A 15,793-nucleotide genomic window follows, 5' to 3' on the forward strand; every position below is an offset into this window, starting at 1 on the left:
AACAAATGTTCAAGTTAAGGCAAGATGTTTTCATGTCTGAGATGCAACCACCTGAAACAGAACGAAAGAGAGCCCCGTCTAAGCGGGCGCTTGCCACGAAACTGCGCGTATTCGATGCGGCGGAGAAGGTGTTTGCAGATCGGGGATTCGATGGGGCAACGATCCGCGAAATTGCAGCGGAGGCTGGTGAACCCGTGGGGACAATCCATCATCACGGAGGCGGCAAGAACGCATTGTTTCATAAAACGGTCGCGCGCCGTGCCGAAACCTTGTCGTGCGATCGCCTGAATGCACTTCAGCAGGTTCGATCCGATGGTGATAAGACACTCGAACGCGTCCTTGCCGCCTTTATTTGTCCGTTTTTTGAATTGTCATCGAAAGATCCACGCTGGCGCGACTATGCCCGCCTCGTGGCCTTTGTGTCGGTTGACAGCCGTTGGCAAAACATCTCAGCCGAGTGTTTCGATCCCGTGGCAGAAGTCTTCATAGAGGAAATCTCAAGTCTTCTCCCAAAGGCGTCGCGAAAGCAGATTGTGGAAGGGTTTGTCTATTCCGTCTCTGCCATGCTGGCGTTGCTCACCTCACAGAACCGGATGGGTGCGTTGGGCGCGAAGGTGGACTTGGATAGCACACGGATCGACCATCTCGTTAACTTCTGCGCTGCAGGTTTTCGCGTTTGACACTGGGGTAGTATGCATCTGCCGAACTGCGCCTTGCCGATAGTGGTGCAATCAACAATTCGGGCATAGCCCTGCCAAGGGGAGCACCAAACAGCTATGGTGTCATCGCTTGAGTACAAAGCAGAACAGAAGAATCGGAACGAGGCAGTAGTTAAGAAGCGAGCGGTCGCTCAGACACTTTCTGCAACTCAACGTAAAATTCCGTGCCCACACCAAGCTCGCTCGTATAGCCGATTTCTCCATGATGGGCTTCAACAATTTTCTTTGAAATGCTTAATCCTAAGCCTGTGCCGTCATACTCGCGCCCGTCACTTGAGTCTAACTGTGTGAACTCTGCGAACACCAACTCCTCTGAATCTTCTTGTATTCCAATACCATCGTCGCGCACCAAAAGTCTCACTCTGTCCTCGTCCGTTTCTAAAGCGACGGTGATGGTTCCATTTTTCTTCGAGAACTTAGCGGCATTGGACAGCAAGTTCATGAGGACCTGATCAATCCTCTTTTGGTCGGCGCAAACCCGGTATTCACCCGGTTTGTATGCTACTTGAAGTGTGATCCCGGACTTCACCGCCTGTGGCCGAAAACGTTCCGTTGCCTCTTCAACGATTTCTTTCAGGTCCACGTCCTTAAATTGGAATTTGACTTTCCCAATATCTGAGGTCTGGAGAAACAGCAGATCATCAACCAGTTCTTTCAACTTGTTGGTGTTCCGTGAAGCTACCTCCAAAAGTCGTTCCATTTTTTGAGGGGGTGATCCAAACCCGCCAGAGTTCAGAAGGTCGAACGAGCCCTTTATGGAAGTCAACGGGGTGCGCAGTTCGTGGTTCATGGTCGCGAGAAAACGTGTCTTTGCTTCCAACGCCGCTTTTGTAAGCCGATGTTCTTGTTCAAGTTTTTCCCGCGATCGAAGGTCACGAGAGTACCCAGCCAGAAAATTCCTTCCCAGCTCCATGATAAAACCCAACACGAAAACCATAGTGAAGAGATTGAGCCACATTTCCGAAGATAACGGTGGCCTGACGATCCAAAGATCGTGGATCGGAGTATACAGGATCGCAAGGACGAATATGCTTAGGCGTATAGCCAGCACTGAAAGAAATTGATGGCTGTTCATAGCTCCAAAAATTGCGGCTGAGACCAACATGAATTGCGGGAAGAAGTGCCCATCCCCCATGCTCTGTTGTCGAGCAACGCTAATACAGAAGGAAGAAATCGTAACGGTACTCAAAAGTGCACCGATGTGAATGGCGATCATAGCATTCTTGATATTCTCTGGTCTCCACGTCTTCTGTTTGAGAATTCGGTGGAAAACGTAAGAGTCGAAAGATTCAAACATCCCGACCGCAACCAAGAAAATGGCGGCAATGTAAGGATTATAGTAAGCGCCGGATAGAAAGATTGCACAAAGATAGATCGCAAGACGTTGCACAAGAAGCTGTCGGCCAGCATAGGCATAGTCCCTCAGCCTACGTTTGACTGCCCAGAGATTTGTATCGTTATCTCCCATTACAGAGCTGAATTTTAACATTCTGGTTGATCCGTCTTATCGCTGAGGTTGAGAAAAAGGTTTCTCATGCGGGTAAACCTAAAAATTGCGCGGGCCCGTTCGCCTGTTGAGCCACTGACTGAAACTCAACGTGAAATGTTGTTCCCACGCCCATCTGGCTTTCATAAAAAATGTCCCCGGACATCTGATTGGCCAGTTTCTTTGAAATGTGCAGGCCCAGACCGGAACCTTGTGTAGAGGATTGTCCGCTATCTCTAACCTGCTCAAAGCGACCAAAGACTTGCCTTTCCATACCGTCCGGAATTCCTCGGCCAGCATTTGTGATGGATAGCCTTATTCGGTCATCCGACGTGGTGAGTACACCTTCGACCGTGCCATTCTCGTCCGAAAACTTAATGGCGTTTGAAATCAGGTTGTCGATAATCTGACGGATAGCGAAGGCGTCGCCGATAATAACTGCCGGCATGATCGTGCCAAGGTAAAGCCGCACACCCCGTTCTGTTGCAAACATCTTGTTCTCTTCGAAACTCTCTTCGAGGAGATGACCAAGGTTAACAGATTTGCTCTCTAAAGTCAGCGCGTCGATGTCGATCTTTTGTGCCAACAGTATGTTATCGACAAGACGTGAAAGCCGGCCTCCGTTTCGATGCGCAATGCTGAGCAATGTACGAATGGGTTTGGGGACATCCCCGAGCCGACCGCTCAGCGCAAGTGTTAAGCCACCCGTAAGCGAGGTAAGCGGGGTACGCAATTCATGGCTTACGACCGAGATAAACTCGTCCTTCGCCTTGTTTGCGTCATCTGCGCGTTTAAGCGCCTCCTCCAAGGCCGCGCTGCTGGCAATCCGGTCTGTGATGTCAACGAAAGTGATGCTCCAGCCCATAGCGGCACCCATCGGGTCAAGCGGGCTTTCGATTGCCCGAATTCGTGGTTCGAAAACACGCTGGTTAACGGACAGTTGAGCGGTGTTCTCAGAGCGGTCCAATTCATTGATATTCTCGATGATGTCGTCCAGGGCAGGAATTGCACCCTGATGCAATCCACTGCTTTTCGCGGCTGTGTTCATCAGCGTTATGTTTCGATGTCTGTCGACTAGAATAACGGGTTCACTCATCGCATTGAAAAGCATGGACTGGCCTACGAAGGCCATATCCATCGTCCTGTTCGCAACGAGCATCCACGTGAAGGTGAGGATACCAAGCGTGAACATAAAGGCCGTGGGGTCCAGACCAAAAACAGTGAAGCCGAGGAAAACATAAGCCGCATTCGCTGTCAGCGGGGTTGTTGTGATGATGATCAGCATGGTCAGCAAAGGCCATGAGGTGCGTTTCGCTCGGGTAAATGCTTTGGCAAGACAGTAGAGGGTCGCCACGACGAACGCATACAAGGTGGCAATAATTCCGTAGAAGCCCGGGCCGTGGACATACTTGATATCGTCCACACCCGCTGGGATGACTGAGGCGTCAGTATAGACAAGGTTGTGCCACTGGTTGGTAGCAGCAAACAGAAAAATGGCAGTGGGTATGACGACGAGCACCGCGCGAACACCGCGCTTGTTGAGCGTTGTGTTTCCGACGTAGGAAAATACGAAAAAGCACCAGGCAACCGGGACCAAGCCATTGCCCAGCCACGCCAGAGTTGCCCATTGCAACTGACAAGAGAATGTCCGCGACGCAGCTTCCAACCCGATCATCAACAACGTCCAGATCATGGCGATGAAGGTGAGCGAATAGTAGCTTTTGCCCTGAAACTTCTGAAACTTCATCATCCAGAAAAGAACAAGAGCCGCGATACCACTGACCCCGATAACCATCCACAGGGCGGCCTCCGCCACCAGTCCGTCAAAGCACGTCAACATTGTCTCGCTGCCATTTTTTACCAGTTTGTGAAATTCACCATAAGGTTGTGTTTTAAATTTGACCAACGCGGCACTTTTGCGGGCTTTTATATAAAACGCTTTGAGCGAGCTTAAGAATTGAATAGGAGACTCAAGTTGGCGATCGGCCCATCAGTTTCAAACAATACATCTTGGTTTCGACGCGGCTTCGGCGGTGGTATCCGCTCCAGCGGTTTCAAATTGTGCGACCAGGATAGCGTGGGGCATTTACTGCCTCGTTCCGTGCGATGGCTCCAGGGTGGTAGGTTTCCATGGCTGGGCATTCTTGCGCGGCGGGAGGATGGCATGAGAACCAAGGGCGGCGATGGCAGTTGCGCGTGTCGTAGGCCCCGTCGGCGGTCACTGACGCGAAATCCTGACTGGTCGGAATTTGGTTCAGCAATTCCGGCAGCATTGGAGCGTCTCCGACGGTGGTGTCAGACGGATGCCAACCAGTCTCTGCAAGGGCAATGATGCTGTCCCTTATGCCGCGCCAAGAAGGTGCCACTCAGCGAGAGCAGCGGTTCGGTTCAGCTTGAAATTTTCGCGTGAGTAAAGGTGGCGCTCCTGATTGAAATGGTTGCAGACCGAAGCATGAACGGCGACGAATTTCTGCAAACTTCGCATGCTGCGGAACCGTTGCATGGCCCGTTCTCGTCGTCGGAACGGCAAGTGTGAATTCTCCGCCAGATTGTTCATCCAGCGGCCAGTCTCCTGCTTGTCGGCATTGCCAATATCCTTCATTGCCGCGCGGTAGGATCGGAGCTTGTCGGTAACCAAGATATGAGGGCGGCCGTACCGCTTCATTGATTTCTTGAGAAATTTCAATGCCGCTTTGCGATCCCGTCGCTTTGTGACGAAGGACTCCAGCACTTCACCCTCATGATCAACGGTGCGCCAAAGATAATGCGTCTCGCCGTTGATCTTCACGAAAACCTCGTCCAGGTGCCACCGCCAATTCGAATACGACCGCTTTTGCTGCACGCGTTTTCGACGAATTTCTGCGGCGAACATTGGCCCAAATCTATTCCACCAGTACCGCACCGTTTCGTGGCTGATGTCGATGCCGCGCTCGTGCAGCAGGTCCTCGACGTTTCGCAGCGACAGTGGAAAGCGAACGTACATCATGACCGCCAGGCGGATGATCTCCGGACTGCTGTGAAAGTACTTGAAGGGGTCTGTTTTCGTCATAAGCAAAGGTTACGAAACCGCCCTGTCGGCCTCAAGCCAATTTGTTCTGACAAAGCCCTCTCTTAGTTTAGGACCGCATTGGTTCCAAAAACCCTGACGACGGACAGACGATCAGGTCGACGCCATTGTTCATGCCCTTGCTTACGAGCAAGTCGAAAAAGGTAGAGTAGATTACATCTACCTGGATCGACCTAGGCGCAGATCCGACGACGGTTGGTGGTGGTTGCGGTAAATGGCACCGAAGCCATGTAGATGCCAATGAAAGCGTGTCTCGGTCCGCAGCTGAAAGGACCGAGCCGCCAGTCTGACAAGGGAGCGGCTGCAAGCCCGAAGTCGACACAGCCGTCATCGGGTCGCTTTGCGGCGAACGGTTCAATTGAGCCCGTCATGCCTGATGCTCGTCGACGCATCGAAGATCGTCAGTCCAAAATGGTAAAGGCCCACTCGGTTGATCCGAGTGGGTCTCTCCCGGTCATACTCATTACGAGGACAGGAACAGATAATGACCTCGTAGCGGTTGGCTCTAGATTAATATCCAAGACCAAATTCTATAACGATTGCGGTTAGGAAAATGCAAACGCACACGCCATAGGCCTTCCGGCGCGTGGAGCGTTCGTTTTTGCATCATGTTGGTCCAATGGCAGTTGGTCCATTCGATCTACTGACCAATTGAGGCCGGGAATGGGCAAATGCGTTGAAAAATGGAGGCGTAATGTGATTGCGTTTAGGGGGGCTGCACTCAAGGGTCGTTGCGACAACAGAATTTTAGCAGTTGCAACAATTTCTACGCTGCGAGCGCAGGCAGCACGAAATCAGAAGGTTGGGCGTGGCTCCCTACCGCCATTAGATCGGGTGCAGCATATCGCTCATCTAGCATTAGGGTCTCCGACAGGGACTGCGGAAACCAGACCTTCGCTGCAAGTGCAAATTAGACTGGGCGATTTGTTGAAAGCGGACGCGCGGAGCTACAAACCGATTTTTCGCGCATGCGCAGCGACGGTCGGCAATTAGACCTCATTGACACTTTTCAGCGTTGCGGCAATGTGTCTCCGAGAGACAAACTTGATGGACGTGAACTTGAAAAAGATAAAAAGCCGCACTTTCGGTGTCGTCGGTTTGGGCAACTTCGGGAGCTCCGTTGCAAAGGAGCTGCAGCGGTTCGGCAACCACGTCATAGGCATCGACATCTCTGAAGACCGCGTCGCCAACCTTGCTGATACCCTGTCGCAAGCTATGATCGTAGATGCGCGTGACGATGTAGCGCTGCGCGATGCTGGTTTTGGTGACTGTGATACCGCTGTGGTCGCTATGGGCTCCGACTTGGAGGCCAGCGTTCTATCGGCAATGAATCTTAAACTTGTTGGCGTCCAAGTCGTCTGGGCGAAGGCCACGACCAAGACTCATCACAGAATTCTAAAAAAGCTCGGCGTGGACAGGATCATTCACCCGGAGGTCGAAATCGGTCAGCACATCGCGCAAATCTTGCACAACCCGCTTATGCGAGACTATGTGAGCCTCGGTAACGGCTATCATGTCGTGAACTTTCGCATCCCTGAGAGCCTCGAAGGCCGGAGCCTGAACGAATTGCCGCATGACAAGACATACAATCTTCGCTGTATCGGTGTCATGCGGGGCACAGAATTCATCGGTCAGGATGGAGCGGAGTGCAAGTTACAGCGCGATGATCTGCTTCTGTTGTTGGGGCAGCGCAAGGACCTGCACAGTTTCGCAGCCAGTCTCTGATGATGGACGCACGTTTCAAGAACCGCCTCAGCTGGAAAAAGGCGCTGCGGATGCCGGCGCCTGCGCTCTTGTCCCTTTACTACATGGCTTCCATCGTCTTGGGCGCGATCCTTCTCTGGTTGCCCATCTCACATCACGGTGACATCGGCCTGAGCGAAGCATTGTTCACCTCGACTTCAGCGGTGACCGTCACCGGCCTTGCGCTTGCCGATACTGGGGCCGCCTTCACCGTATTTGGCCAAGCGGTCATAGCGGCGCTCATTCAGCTTGGCGGTCTCGGCCTTATGACCTTTGCGGTGTTGTTGCTTGGGGCACTGGGCATCTCGGTGGGCATGCCACAGCGGTTAGTCCTGCGTGAAGATTTGAACCAGACCTCCCTGTCCAACCTCACCTATATCGCTCGCATGATCCTGATCATCGCCGTTGCGTGCGAGGCAATTGGTGCCGCTCTGTTGGCCCTGGTGTTTGTTCCAGAATTTGGCTGGTCAGGTTTGTGGCAGGCGATCTTTCATTCTATATCAGCATTCAACAATGCCGGTTTTGCTCTGCATCCCGACAGCCTTTCGCAATGGGTCGGAAACCCGATTATCAATTTGGTGATCCCTGTACTTTTCATCCTGGGCGGGCTCGGCTTTATCGTTGTGGGCGATGTTTTCAGAACGCGAAGTTGGCGTAAACTGACCCTCCATTCTAAGCTAATGCTTGTTGGCACCGCCGTTCTTATCACTTGGGGCAGCGTCATGTTCGGCCTCTTGGAATGGCGAAATCCAGAGACTCTTGGCCACCTGAGTGCCGCTGACAAATTGTGGGCCAGCTGGTTCCAGGGCACGACGCCGCGCACTGCCGGATTTAACACAATTGAGACCGGCGGGATGCATGACAGTACGTCGATGTTGACAATGACACTGATGCTGGTTGGCGGAGGCAGCACCTCGACAGCCGGAGGGATCAAGGTCACCACGCTATTCGTCCTGCTTCTCGCAACGGTTGCCTTCTTTCGGCGTCAGACCACGTTGCACGCCTTTGGTCGGTCCCTGGGGGTGGATGAGGTCATGAAGGTCCTTGCGCTCACCACCATTTCCATGTTGCTCGTCCTGACGGGAATCTTCGTGATGTTAATCAACCACGACGGCCAATTTATCGACGTGGCATTCGAAGTCACCTCTGCCTTCGGAACAGTGGGCCTGTCTCGCGGGATCACGGGCGAACTTGATGGCATTGGCCGAGGTATAATAATGGTGATCATGTTCGTCGGACGGGTCGGACCTCTGGCGATCGGCTTCTTCCTCGCTACTCGTAGCGTCCCAAAGGTAAAGTATCCGGCAGGACAGATCTACTTGGGTTGAGGGACAATTGATCTCAAACGCTGTTTTTTTACCCCCGAAAAAAACCCCTGGCGTCGATACGATCGATGTCTTTGTCCGCAGCAGACCACTATACTGTGGTTGTTTTCGTAGCTCTTACGTGGCGTTTCTGGGTTTTGGGCTTTGCCAGCCTTTAAGGCATGACTACCAATTTACGCAGACGCATCGGCAAATTATTCAGCAAAAGGCCAGGTTCCGAAATGATTTCTTACACAGTCGAAGGCGATGTTGCCATCCTCAGAATGGACGACGGCAAACTCAACGTCGTAAACCCGACATTCATCAAAGCGATGAACGAGGCTTTGGATCAGGCTGAAGCCGACAAGGCCAAAGCCTTGGTGCTTGAGGGGCGCGATACGGTTTTCTCTGCAGGGTTTGATCTTAAGGAATTTGCAAAAGGGCAGGATCAAGCCCGGGTACAGGTGCGCGATGGCTTTGCGATGCTCATCCGCATCCTTGATTTTCCGCGCCCGATTGTCGCTGCGTGCAAAGGGCATGGGATCGGCATGGGAATATTCCTTTTGATGGTTTGCGATTATCGTGTAGGCGCCGAGGGGGCATATAAGTACAGCATGCCAGAAAGCCGGATTGGCATGGACCTTGGTGAACTCCTGATTGCGCTGGCAAAGTCCCGAATATCTCCGAAGTACCTGACCCGCATGGCCGTTTTGTCAGAAGATTTGGATGCTCAAACTGCAGTGGACGCAGGCGTGCTGGACGAGATTGTCGATGCTGCAGAAGTCCAAAGCCGTGCGATGGAAGTTGCCACCGGTTTGGCAACGATGCCGGTCGCTTTCGGCAAAAACAAGAGAGAGATCAAGGCCACCGAGTTGAGCAATATGAGAGCTGCATTAAAGGTATTGGGCGGTTGATATTGCACCACATGGAGGTTCTCGTTTTCTCATTGGCTGCACGTTAGTCTAACAGACATACACATAAGTACTCTTGAAATTGAAGGGCGATAATGCTTCCCCCAAGTTCAGCAAAGGCTCCAATCATCTGCAGCTTAAGCGTGGCAAGAGCGTCATCCGACTTCGAAGAGAGTGCCGGTCATTCAGTTTTGAATGTGATTGCGGCCCCTCACCATCCAAGTAATGCGTGATACAATATCATAATGGGAGTTGGACAACAGCAGCCTTCCAACGCTCTGCGTAGTTGCTGAAGTCTCGGTTAGGTTCGACCATTTCAGCCGGAGCTACCACTGCAGGCCCCTGATCGGCGCGGCTAAACAGGAGCGCTGCTCCAATACTGGTTCCAGTAGCTGCTTCACTTGCACAGACGGATCGGCCCGTTGTTGCGTTTAGCATTGCTAAAAATTCGGCGTTCCGTGCAAAAGGTCCCTCGACTAATATGGGGCCTACGCCATTTATAAGGTCCAGACAGGTTCCCGTCATCAGGGCAAGGTAGAACGATAGCGCGACGGATCGTTCGCCCGATCCCTTGGGGGGCTCAATGTCATTCCAGTGCATCTTTCGCCCCTGAAACGGACCTGTGCCGGTTTCAACGGACGGCAAAAGCATCAAGGACCGCTCCAGCACAGCTGCCGTCTCTTGTTGAGTTGGCATATAGGGCTGGCCCTTCTGGATAATCTCGTATTCGCGCCCGCCCATGAACCGTGCACTGGGAACCGCCTGCCCGTGGGCGTTGACGTTGATGAGGGTGTCACGGGTCGGATCAAGCGGGGGCACCGCAGCCGCCTCATCGCCAGTCAACGACATTGCAATGACCCACGTCCCCGTCGAGACGACGCAGGCAGGTTTATTCCGAGAAATAATATGCGGATAAAGCGAGGCATTCGAGTCGTGAATCCCGACACAGACAGGTGTGTTCGGGGCAAGTCCTGTTGCTTGGGCAATTTCGGGCAGGAGGGGGCCAAGGATGTCGCTTGGGGCGCGCACCGACGCGATCTTGTCAAGAATGCCAAGTGTGCCCAGCAGGTCGGAAAACGTGCCTGTATGAGGGTTCCACAGATCCGAATGACAGCCCAGAGATGTTACATCTATCGCGCTGACGCCCGTTAGGCGGTGCCCCCAGAATTGTGGATATGTGACAATCTGCGCAGTGCGGTCACGAAGTTCTGGAACGGTGGCGAATTGATAGTGCAGCTGTGCGCCGATGTTCAGGCCGCCGAACATTCTTGGTGATCCGGTTTGGGCGAAATCGGGTTTGATTGCATCATAGGCCGCAACGATATTGGCAGGATATTCATGCTCATAGTCAAGGATCGGCGCGGCAAGCGACCCGTCCGGCGCGAGCAACGCAGCACAGGCCCCGTGGGTTGTGACCGAAATCGCATCGACACGGTAATCCGAGTGGAATTTGGCCAAAGCCTCAAGCAGAAACGCCCAGTGCCCGTCAACGTCGTAGTGCGGCCAAGGTGGCCCAGCCTGAACAACATTGGGGCGGGTGACGACGGCGACCTCGGTCAATGTATCCAAATCGACCAAAGCGAGCTTTGCATTGGTCTTTCCGATATCGATGACAGCGACGTGTCTGGGGCTGGTCATGGCATGTGAAACATCGGTGTGAGCGCCACGGCAACGGGCTCGTTGCTCGTCGCTGTTTCCATGATGTCAGCCATATGCGCCCACCATTTTTGCATAACCGGATGGCTTGGCAAATCGTCCATCCGATGATCCGGGCTGCGCGACAGCACGCCGATCAGATGGCCTGTCTCTTCATCCAGATGGATGGAGTAGTCACTGATACCGGCCTTGTGCAGCAGGTTCTCCAACTCGGGCCAGATCGCATCGTGACGGCGGCGGTATTCATCCGCCATACCGGCATTCAGCGTCATCCGGAAAACATAGCGTTCGGTCATGCTTTGGGCCTTTGTGCGACCATGGTCCACAGGCGGGGCAGGGCGATCACTCCGATCAGCAGCAGGCCGATGAAAATCGACATGACCAGTCCCGGAACGTTCAAAAGCCCCAAACCGAAAGTCACAAGACCCATCACAAAGGCCGCAATCACAACGCCTGGAATAGTACCTGATCCGCCCAGAATATTAACGCCGCCCAGCACGACCATCGTGACCACCTCAAGCTCCATTCCCGAGGCAATGCTGGGCCGCGTGGACCCCAACCGCGAGGTCAGGCAAATCGCCGCGATGCCAGACATCAGACCCGTCAGAAGAAACAGAATGAATTTCACGCGCTGGACGCGAATGCCGCTGAACAAGGCACCTGTGGGATTGTTGCCAATGGCATATACCGCGCGACCAAAGTTGGTTTTGTGCAGCAGCACCCCATAGATCACTGCGATGATCACAAAGAGCAGCATTTCAACCGTAAAGACCCAGTAGATATAGCCCTGACCGAACCACGCAAAGCTGGAGGGGTAGCCACTGAACGAGCCATCTCCGAGTATGATATAGCTGATCCCGCGAAACAGGCTCATGGTGCCGATCGTGACGACGATGGAGGGCAGGCCAAGAACGGTTACAAAGAAGCCGTTAAAGGCACCGCAAAGCAGCCCGACGGTTATCCCGATGATCACAAGCTCTGGCGTGCCTGCGCCGTGCTGCATGGCCAATCCCATGGCGGTGCTGGCCAAAGCAATGATCGAGGCGACAGAAAGGTCGATCTCGCCCGCGATGATCAGCAATGCCATCGCAAAGGCGATCATCGCTTTTTCGGTGAAGTTAAAGGTCGCGTCGCTGAGGTTCCACGCGTTCAGGAAATAGGGCGAGGCAAAGCTGTTCACGACGAAGATCGCGATGGCCACGGCCAGAAGCAAGGCTTCCCAGCTTTTGAAGATGCGCGCGGCGCGGCTGTTCAAGCGGTCTGGAATATGACGGGTTGTGGGGGTGTCCATCATTGGGTTGCCTCCGCAGATTTGAGAATGACGCGGCCTTTGTTGCGGCCCGAACGGGCGTTGAAGGCGACAGCGATCAGGATGGCAGAGCCGGAGATGGCAAGCTGCCAGAAGGGGGAAATATCCACGACCGGCAGGGCATTCTTTACAATGCCAAGGAAGATCGCACCAAGCACAGCACCCCCAACGGTGCCGATGCCACCAGCAATCGAGATGCCGCCAATGACGCAGGCCGCCACGACCTCCAGCTCGAAACCGCCCGCGATATCCACATAGGCCACTGCATACCGCGCGACCCACAGATACCCCGTCAGGCCAGCGAGGGCACCCGATGCCACAAAGGCCCAGAACTGGGTCTTCCCAACGTCAATGCCAGTATAGACCGCCGCATGGGGATTGCCGCCCACAGCAAAGATGGATCGCCCGGACTGAGTGCGCGCCATCATGATGCCAAAGACAATCACCGTCAGGATCGCAACCCACGACAGAACTGGCAGCCCCAATAAAACAGTACGCGGAAAGCCTGTGAAAGCGGGGCTCATCTCGTGGCTGTTTACCCATTTGCCGTCAGAGATCAGAAAAATGATGCCGCGGAAGATGGTCATTGTGCCAAGGGTCACGACGATCGGCGGTATCGACAGCTTCCACACAAGCAAGCCATTGATCGCCCCCATGAACGCCCCCATCAGTACTGCAATGGTTAGGATTACAGGGATGGGCAGACCCGGCAGGGCGACGTTGATCATCGCCACGGCCATACCCGTCAGGGCAAGGTTCGCAGCAACAGACAGATCGATGCAGCGCGTCAGGATTACTACCATCTGCCCCAGCGCCAGAATGATAAGCGGGGCGGTGTCGTTAAAGACATTGGCCAAATTGGACGGTGCAATAAATCCAGGGAACCGCGATGCAACCAGCAAGGTCAGGGTCAGGATCGCGGCGCCAAGAATGGCTTCACGAAGGGGAATGTAACGCTTCATGATGCGGCACCTTCGGTTGATTGGGTGATCCCCGCCGCATAACGTACCAGTGTCTCCGGGCTTAGCTCACCGCGCGACAACTCCGCAGCGATCAGCCCGTCCCGCATCACAATGACACGGTCCGACATGCCGATGATTTCAGGGATTTCCGAGCTGACCATGATCACGGACAGACCCTGTGCGGCAAGCTCGGCCATAAATTCATGCACAGCGGCTTTCGACCCGATATCGATCCCTTTTGTCGGCTCGTCCAGAATGATCACCTTTGGCTGGGTCGCCAGCCATTTGGCAATCACGACCTTTTGCTGGTTGCCCCCCGACAGGTTGCCGATGTCCTGATCAAGTGACGCCGCACGCAGGTCCAGCCGCTCGGCATATTCGCGCGCCAGCTTGAACTCCTCGGCCAATCGAAGGAAACCCCTCTTTGAGGTACGCGAAAGCGAAGGGAGGGTGATGTTCTGGAAGATCGGCAATCCAATCACCGCGCCTTGTTTGCCCCGATCTTCGGGGACGTAAACGATACCATTTTCGACAGCTTGGGCAGGCGATCTTATAATCTTGATTACGCCGTCCATTTGGCAGACTCCTTTGGAGGGCTTGGTGATGCCAAACAGCGCTTGCATGAATTCGGACCGACCCGCGCCAACAAGCCCGTAAATGCCAAGGATTTCGCCGCGTTTCAGTGAAAAGCCGATATCGGAAAATTCGGTAGGATGATCGTATCCGACCACCTTCAACACTTCTTCACCAACGTCATGTTTTCTGTCGGGGAAAATCTGCTCGACCGAGCGCCCGACCATCATCTTTACAAGATCGTTTTCCGAAATGTCGGCGATCAGTCCATCTCCCACAAAACCGCCATCGCGAAATACGGTATAACGGTCGGCGATGCGGAAAATCTCGTCAAACTTGTGGCTGATAAATAAGATCGCCTTGCCCTGGGCCTTGAGGGTGTCGACCAGCTCGTAAAGCTCTTCGATTTCTTTATGCGACAGTGCTGCGGTGGGTTCGTCCATAATCACCACCCGCGCATCAACAGACAGCGCGCGGGCAATCGCGACAAGGTGCTTATTGGCAATGCCAAGGTCGTCCAGTTGGGTGTGGCTGCTGAACGGTGCTCCGATCTCGGTCAGCAAATCGGCTGCATCGCGGTGCATCTGCGCGGTGTCGATCAGCCCGAAACGGGTGCGCGGCGCATGACCGATATAGATGTTCTCTGCGACGGACAGCTCGTCGAACAATACGGTTTCTTGATGGATTGCGGTGATCCCTGCCGTTGCTGCATCATTGGGAGAGGCAAAGGTAACGGGGTTGCCGTCAATGCGGATTGTGCCACCATCCGTTCGGTAAATGCCCGTCAGAATTTTAACAGTAGTCGATTTCCCTGCGCCGTTTTCCCCTACCAGCGCGGTCACCTGGCCCGGATAGAGGTCCAGCTTGACCTGATCGAGCGCTTTCACACCCGGAAAGGACTTCGTGATCATGTCCATTGAAACAACGGGCGTCACGTCTTGAGTAATTGGCGCAGGTTGCGTCATCATTCACTACCTTATTGGGGGGATTGGTGCAGGGGTGGCTGGCCCCGCGCAAGGTGATTGCACGGGAGCCAGCCGAGAGCGGTTTAGAAGATCGACTTGAAGTCGTCGATGTTGCTTGCGTCGTAGACAAACGGATCTGCCATCGCGCCTTCGTTGTTATCGTCCAGCGTCAATGCGCCCATGCGTCCCATGGGGATTTCTGCACCGGGGGCTGCTTTCACACCATTCTGGCTCAGCTCATAGGCCAGCATGGTGGCTGAATACCCCAGATCAATCGGGTTCCAGATGGCAAAGGATTTCGACGCGCCGGATTCGATTGCGCCGGCCATTTCCGACGGCAAGCCAAGGCCGGTCACATTCACCTGACCGACTTTGCCAGCATCAACAACCGCCTGGGCCGCAGCCACGATCCCGACAGACGTCGGTGCGATGATCGCGTCAAGATCCGGATAGGTCTGCATAAGACCGGTCGCTTCGCGATAGGATTTGTCTGCAAGGTCATCACCATAGACGGTCGCAACAACCTCAATGCCGGCATATTCACCCATGACTTTGTTCATCTCTTCCATCCAGATGTTCTGGTTGGTCGAGGTTGTCGTTGCTGACAACAAGGCCACTTCGCCGCCATCGGGCAGGTGGTCTGCGGCCAGTTTGATGATCATATTACCGATCAGCGGGTTGGACGACGGGTTCAGGTGGAGCTGACGGCCTTCTGGCGCAACGCCCGAGTCCCAGCTGATGACGGTGATGCCACGTTGCATGGCGCGCTTTAACGCGGGAACCAGCGCGTCTGTATCATTGGACGAGATAGCAATCGCATCAACCTGTTGTGCGATCAGCGCGTTGATCACTTCGATCTGACCTTCGGCTGTGGTGTCCGTCGGGCCGGTATAGATGATCTCGACATTGCCAAGCTCTTTTGCCGCTTCTTGGGCACCCTCGTTAGCGGCCTCGAAAAAGCCGATGCCAAGCGCTTTAACGACAAGTGCGATGCGCACATCGTCTGCAGCGAACGCAGGCGTGCCCAGCATTGCACCTGCCAGCGCAACGGATGTTGCTAATCTTTTGAATACACTCATGGTTTCCTCCCTGGAATGG

13 protein-coding genes and 1 pseudogene are annotated in these 15,793 nt (G+C 54.1%); 4 read left to right on the plus strand and 10 right to left on the minus strand.

Features of this window, described 5'->3' with window-relative positions:
* Positions 1-32 precede the first annotated feature (32 nt).
* Complete coding sequence (locus Z946_RS0112000) at positions 33-680, plus strand: TetR/AcrR family transcriptional regulator (RefSeq protein WP_025055978.1); 648 nt, start codon at positions 33-35, stop codon at positions 678-680.
* A 151-nt stretch (positions 681-831) separates the two neighbouring features.
* On the opposite strand, the gene Z946_RS0112005 is transcribed toward Z946_RS0112000, so the two are convergent.
* From Z946_RS0112005 to Z946_RS0112015, 4 genes and pseudogenes are all read right to left on the minus strand, one after another.
* Positions 832-2,208 carry a sensor histidine kinase gene (locus Z946_RS0112005; RefSeq protein WP_025055979.1) on the minus strand — a complete coding sequence of 459 codons (1,377 nt, stop codon included), beginning with the start codon at positions 2,206-2,208 and terminating at the stop codon, positions 832-834.
* A 43-nt stretch (positions 2,209-2,251) separates the two neighbouring features.
* A complete protein-coding gene (locus Z946_RS0112010; protein WP_241461332.1) occupies positions 2,252-4,045 on the minus strand; it encodes a sensor histidine kinase in 1,794 nt (597 codons plus the stop codon).
* A gap of 142 nt (positions 4,046-4,187) precedes the next feature.
* A pseudogene (locus tag Z946_RS21400) lies at positions 4,188-4,505 on the minus strand (transposase); the annotation flags it as partial.
* Between the two features lie 41 nt (positions 4,506-4,546).
* On the minus strand, positions 4,547-5,254 hold the full coding sequence (locus Z946_RS0112015) for an IS6 family transposase (RefSeq protein WP_025055981.1): 708 nt from the start codon (positions 5,252-5,254) through the stop codon (positions 4,547-4,549).
* 1,065 nt (positions 5,255-6,319) lie between these two features.
* Between Z946_RS0112015 and Z946_RS0112020 the strand changes: the two genes are divergently transcribed.
* From Z946_RS0112020 to Z946_RS0112030, 3 genes are all read left to right on the plus strand, one after another.
* On the plus strand, positions 6,320-6,997 hold the full coding sequence (locus Z946_RS0112020; protein ID WP_037969189.1) for a potassium channel family protein: 678 nt from the start codon (positions 6,320-6,322) through the stop codon (positions 6,995-6,997).
* Complete coding sequence (locus Z946_RS0112025) at positions 6,997-8,343, plus strand: TrkH family potassium uptake protein (protein WP_025055983.1); 1,347 nt, start codon at positions 6,997-6,999, stop codon at positions 8,341-8,343. The genes Z946_RS0112020 and Z946_RS0112025 overlap by 1 nt, the downstream gene beginning before the upstream one ends.
* 218 nt (positions 8,344-8,561) lie before the next feature.
* Positions 8,562-9,233 carry a crotonase/enoyl-CoA hydratase family protein gene (locus Z946_RS0112030; protein WP_037969190.1) on the plus strand — a complete coding sequence of 224 codons (672 nt, stop codon included), beginning with the start codon at positions 8,562-8,564 and terminating at the stop codon, positions 9,231-9,233.
* A gap of 237 nt (positions 9,234-9,470) precedes the next feature.
* Here Z946_RS0112030 and Z946_RS0112035 read toward each other — a convergent pair whose 3' ends face one another.
* The 6 genes from Z946_RS0112035 to rhaS all read right to left on the minus strand — a co-directional run bounded on the left by Z946_RS0112035 (position 9,471) and on the right by rhaS (position 15,774).
* The gene (locus tag Z946_RS0112035) at positions 9,471-10,868 is read right to left on the minus strand and encodes an FGGY-family carbohydrate kinase (RefSeq protein ID WP_025055985.1); all 1,398 of its coding nucleotides are present in this window, start codon (positions 10,866-10,868) and stop codon (positions 9,471-9,473) included.
* Positions 10,865-11,182, minus strand: a complete 318-nt coding sequence (locus Z946_RS0112040) for an L-rhamnose mutarotase (protein ID WP_025055986.1) — start codon at positions 11,180-11,182, stop codon at positions 10,865-10,867. The genes Z946_RS0112035 and Z946_RS0112040 overlap by 4 nt, the downstream gene beginning before the upstream one ends.
* Positions 11,179-12,180 (minus strand): ABC transporter permease, encoded by a 1,002-nt coding sequence (locus Z946_RS0112045; RefSeq protein WP_025055987.1) that lies wholly within the window; start codon positions 12,178-12,180, stop codon positions 11,179-11,181. The genes Z946_RS0112040 and Z946_RS0112045 overlap by 4 nt, the downstream gene beginning before the upstream one ends.
* Positions 12,177-13,157, minus strand: a complete 981-nt coding sequence (locus Z946_RS0112050; protein ID WP_025055988.1) for an ABC transporter permease — start codon at positions 13,155-13,157, stop codon at positions 12,177-12,179. The genes Z946_RS0112045 and Z946_RS0112050 overlap by 4 nt, the downstream gene beginning before the upstream one ends.
* Positions 13,154-14,698, minus strand: a complete 1,545-nt coding sequence (locus Z946_RS0112055; protein WP_025055989.1) for a sugar ABC transporter ATP-binding protein — start codon at positions 14,696-14,698, stop codon at positions 13,154-13,156. The genes Z946_RS0112050 and Z946_RS0112055 overlap by 4 nt, the downstream gene beginning before the upstream one ends.
* 80 nt (positions 14,699-14,778) lie before the next feature.
* The gene (gene rhaS / locus Z946_RS0112060) at positions 14,779-15,774 is read right to left on the minus strand and encodes a rhamnose ABC transporter substrate-binding protein (RefSeq protein ID WP_025055990.1); all 996 of its coding nucleotides are present in this window, start codon (positions 15,772-15,774) and stop codon (positions 14,779-14,781) included.
* Positions 15,775-15,793 lie beyond the last annotated feature (19 nt).

The organism is Sulfitobacter noctilucicola, from assembly GCF_000622385.1.
In the GTDB taxonomy this organism is placed as follows: Bacteria; Pseudomonadota; Alphaproteobacteria; order Rhodobacterales; family Rhodobacteraceae; genus Sulfitobacter; species Sulfitobacter noctilucicola.

Coding starts and splice junctions, on each gene's coding strand:
- Z946_RS0112015 (WP_025055981.1), bottom strand. CDS start 5,254: ATGACGAAAACAGACCCCTTCAAGTACTTTCACAGCAGTCCGGAGATC.
- Z946_RS0112000 (WP_025055978.1), top strand. CDS start 33: ATGTCTGAGATGCAACCACCTGAAACAGAACGAAAGAGAGCCCCGTCT.
- Z946_RS0112030 (WP_037969190.1), top strand. CDS start 8,562: ATGATTTCTTACACAGTCGAAGGCGATGTTGCCATCCTCAGAATGGAC.
- Z946_RS0112055 (WP_025055989.1), bottom strand. CDS start 14,698: ATGATGACGCAACCTGCGCCAATTACTCAAGACGTGACGCCCGTTGTT.
- Z946_RS0112010 (WP_241461332.1), bottom strand. CDS start 4,045: ATGTTGACGTGCTTTGACGGACTGGTGGCGGAGGCCGCCCTGTGGATG.
- Z946_RS0112025 (WP_025055983.1), top strand. CDS start 6,997: ATGATGGACGCACGTTTCAAGAACCGCCTCAGCTGGAAAAAGGCGCTG.
- Z946_RS0112040 (WP_025055986.1), bottom strand. CDS start 11,182: ATGACCGAACGCTATGTTTTCCGGATGACGCTGAATGCCGGTATGGCG.
- Z946_RS0112020 (WP_037969189.1), top strand. CDS start 6,320: ATGGACGTGAACTTGAAAAAGATAAAAAGCCGCACTTTCGGTGTCGTC.
- Z946_RS0112005 (WP_025055979.1), bottom strand. CDS start 2,208: ATGTTAAAATTCAGCTCTGTAATGGGAGATAACGATACAAATCTCTGG.
- Z946_RS0112035 (WP_025055985.1), bottom strand. CDS start 10,868: ATGACCAGCCCCAGACACGTCGCTGTCATCGATATCGGAAAGACCAAT.
- Z946_RS0112045 (WP_025055987.1), bottom strand. CDS start 12,180: ATGATGGACACCCCCACAACCCGTCATATTCCAGACCGCTTGAACAGC.
- Z946_RS0112050 (WP_025055988.1), bottom strand. CDS start 13,157: ATGAAGCGTTACATTCCCCTTCGTGAAGCCATTCTTGGCGCCGCGATC.
- rhaS (WP_025055990.1), bottom strand. CDS start 15,774: ATGAGTGTATTCAAAAGATTAGCAACATCCGTTGCGCTGGCAGGTGCA.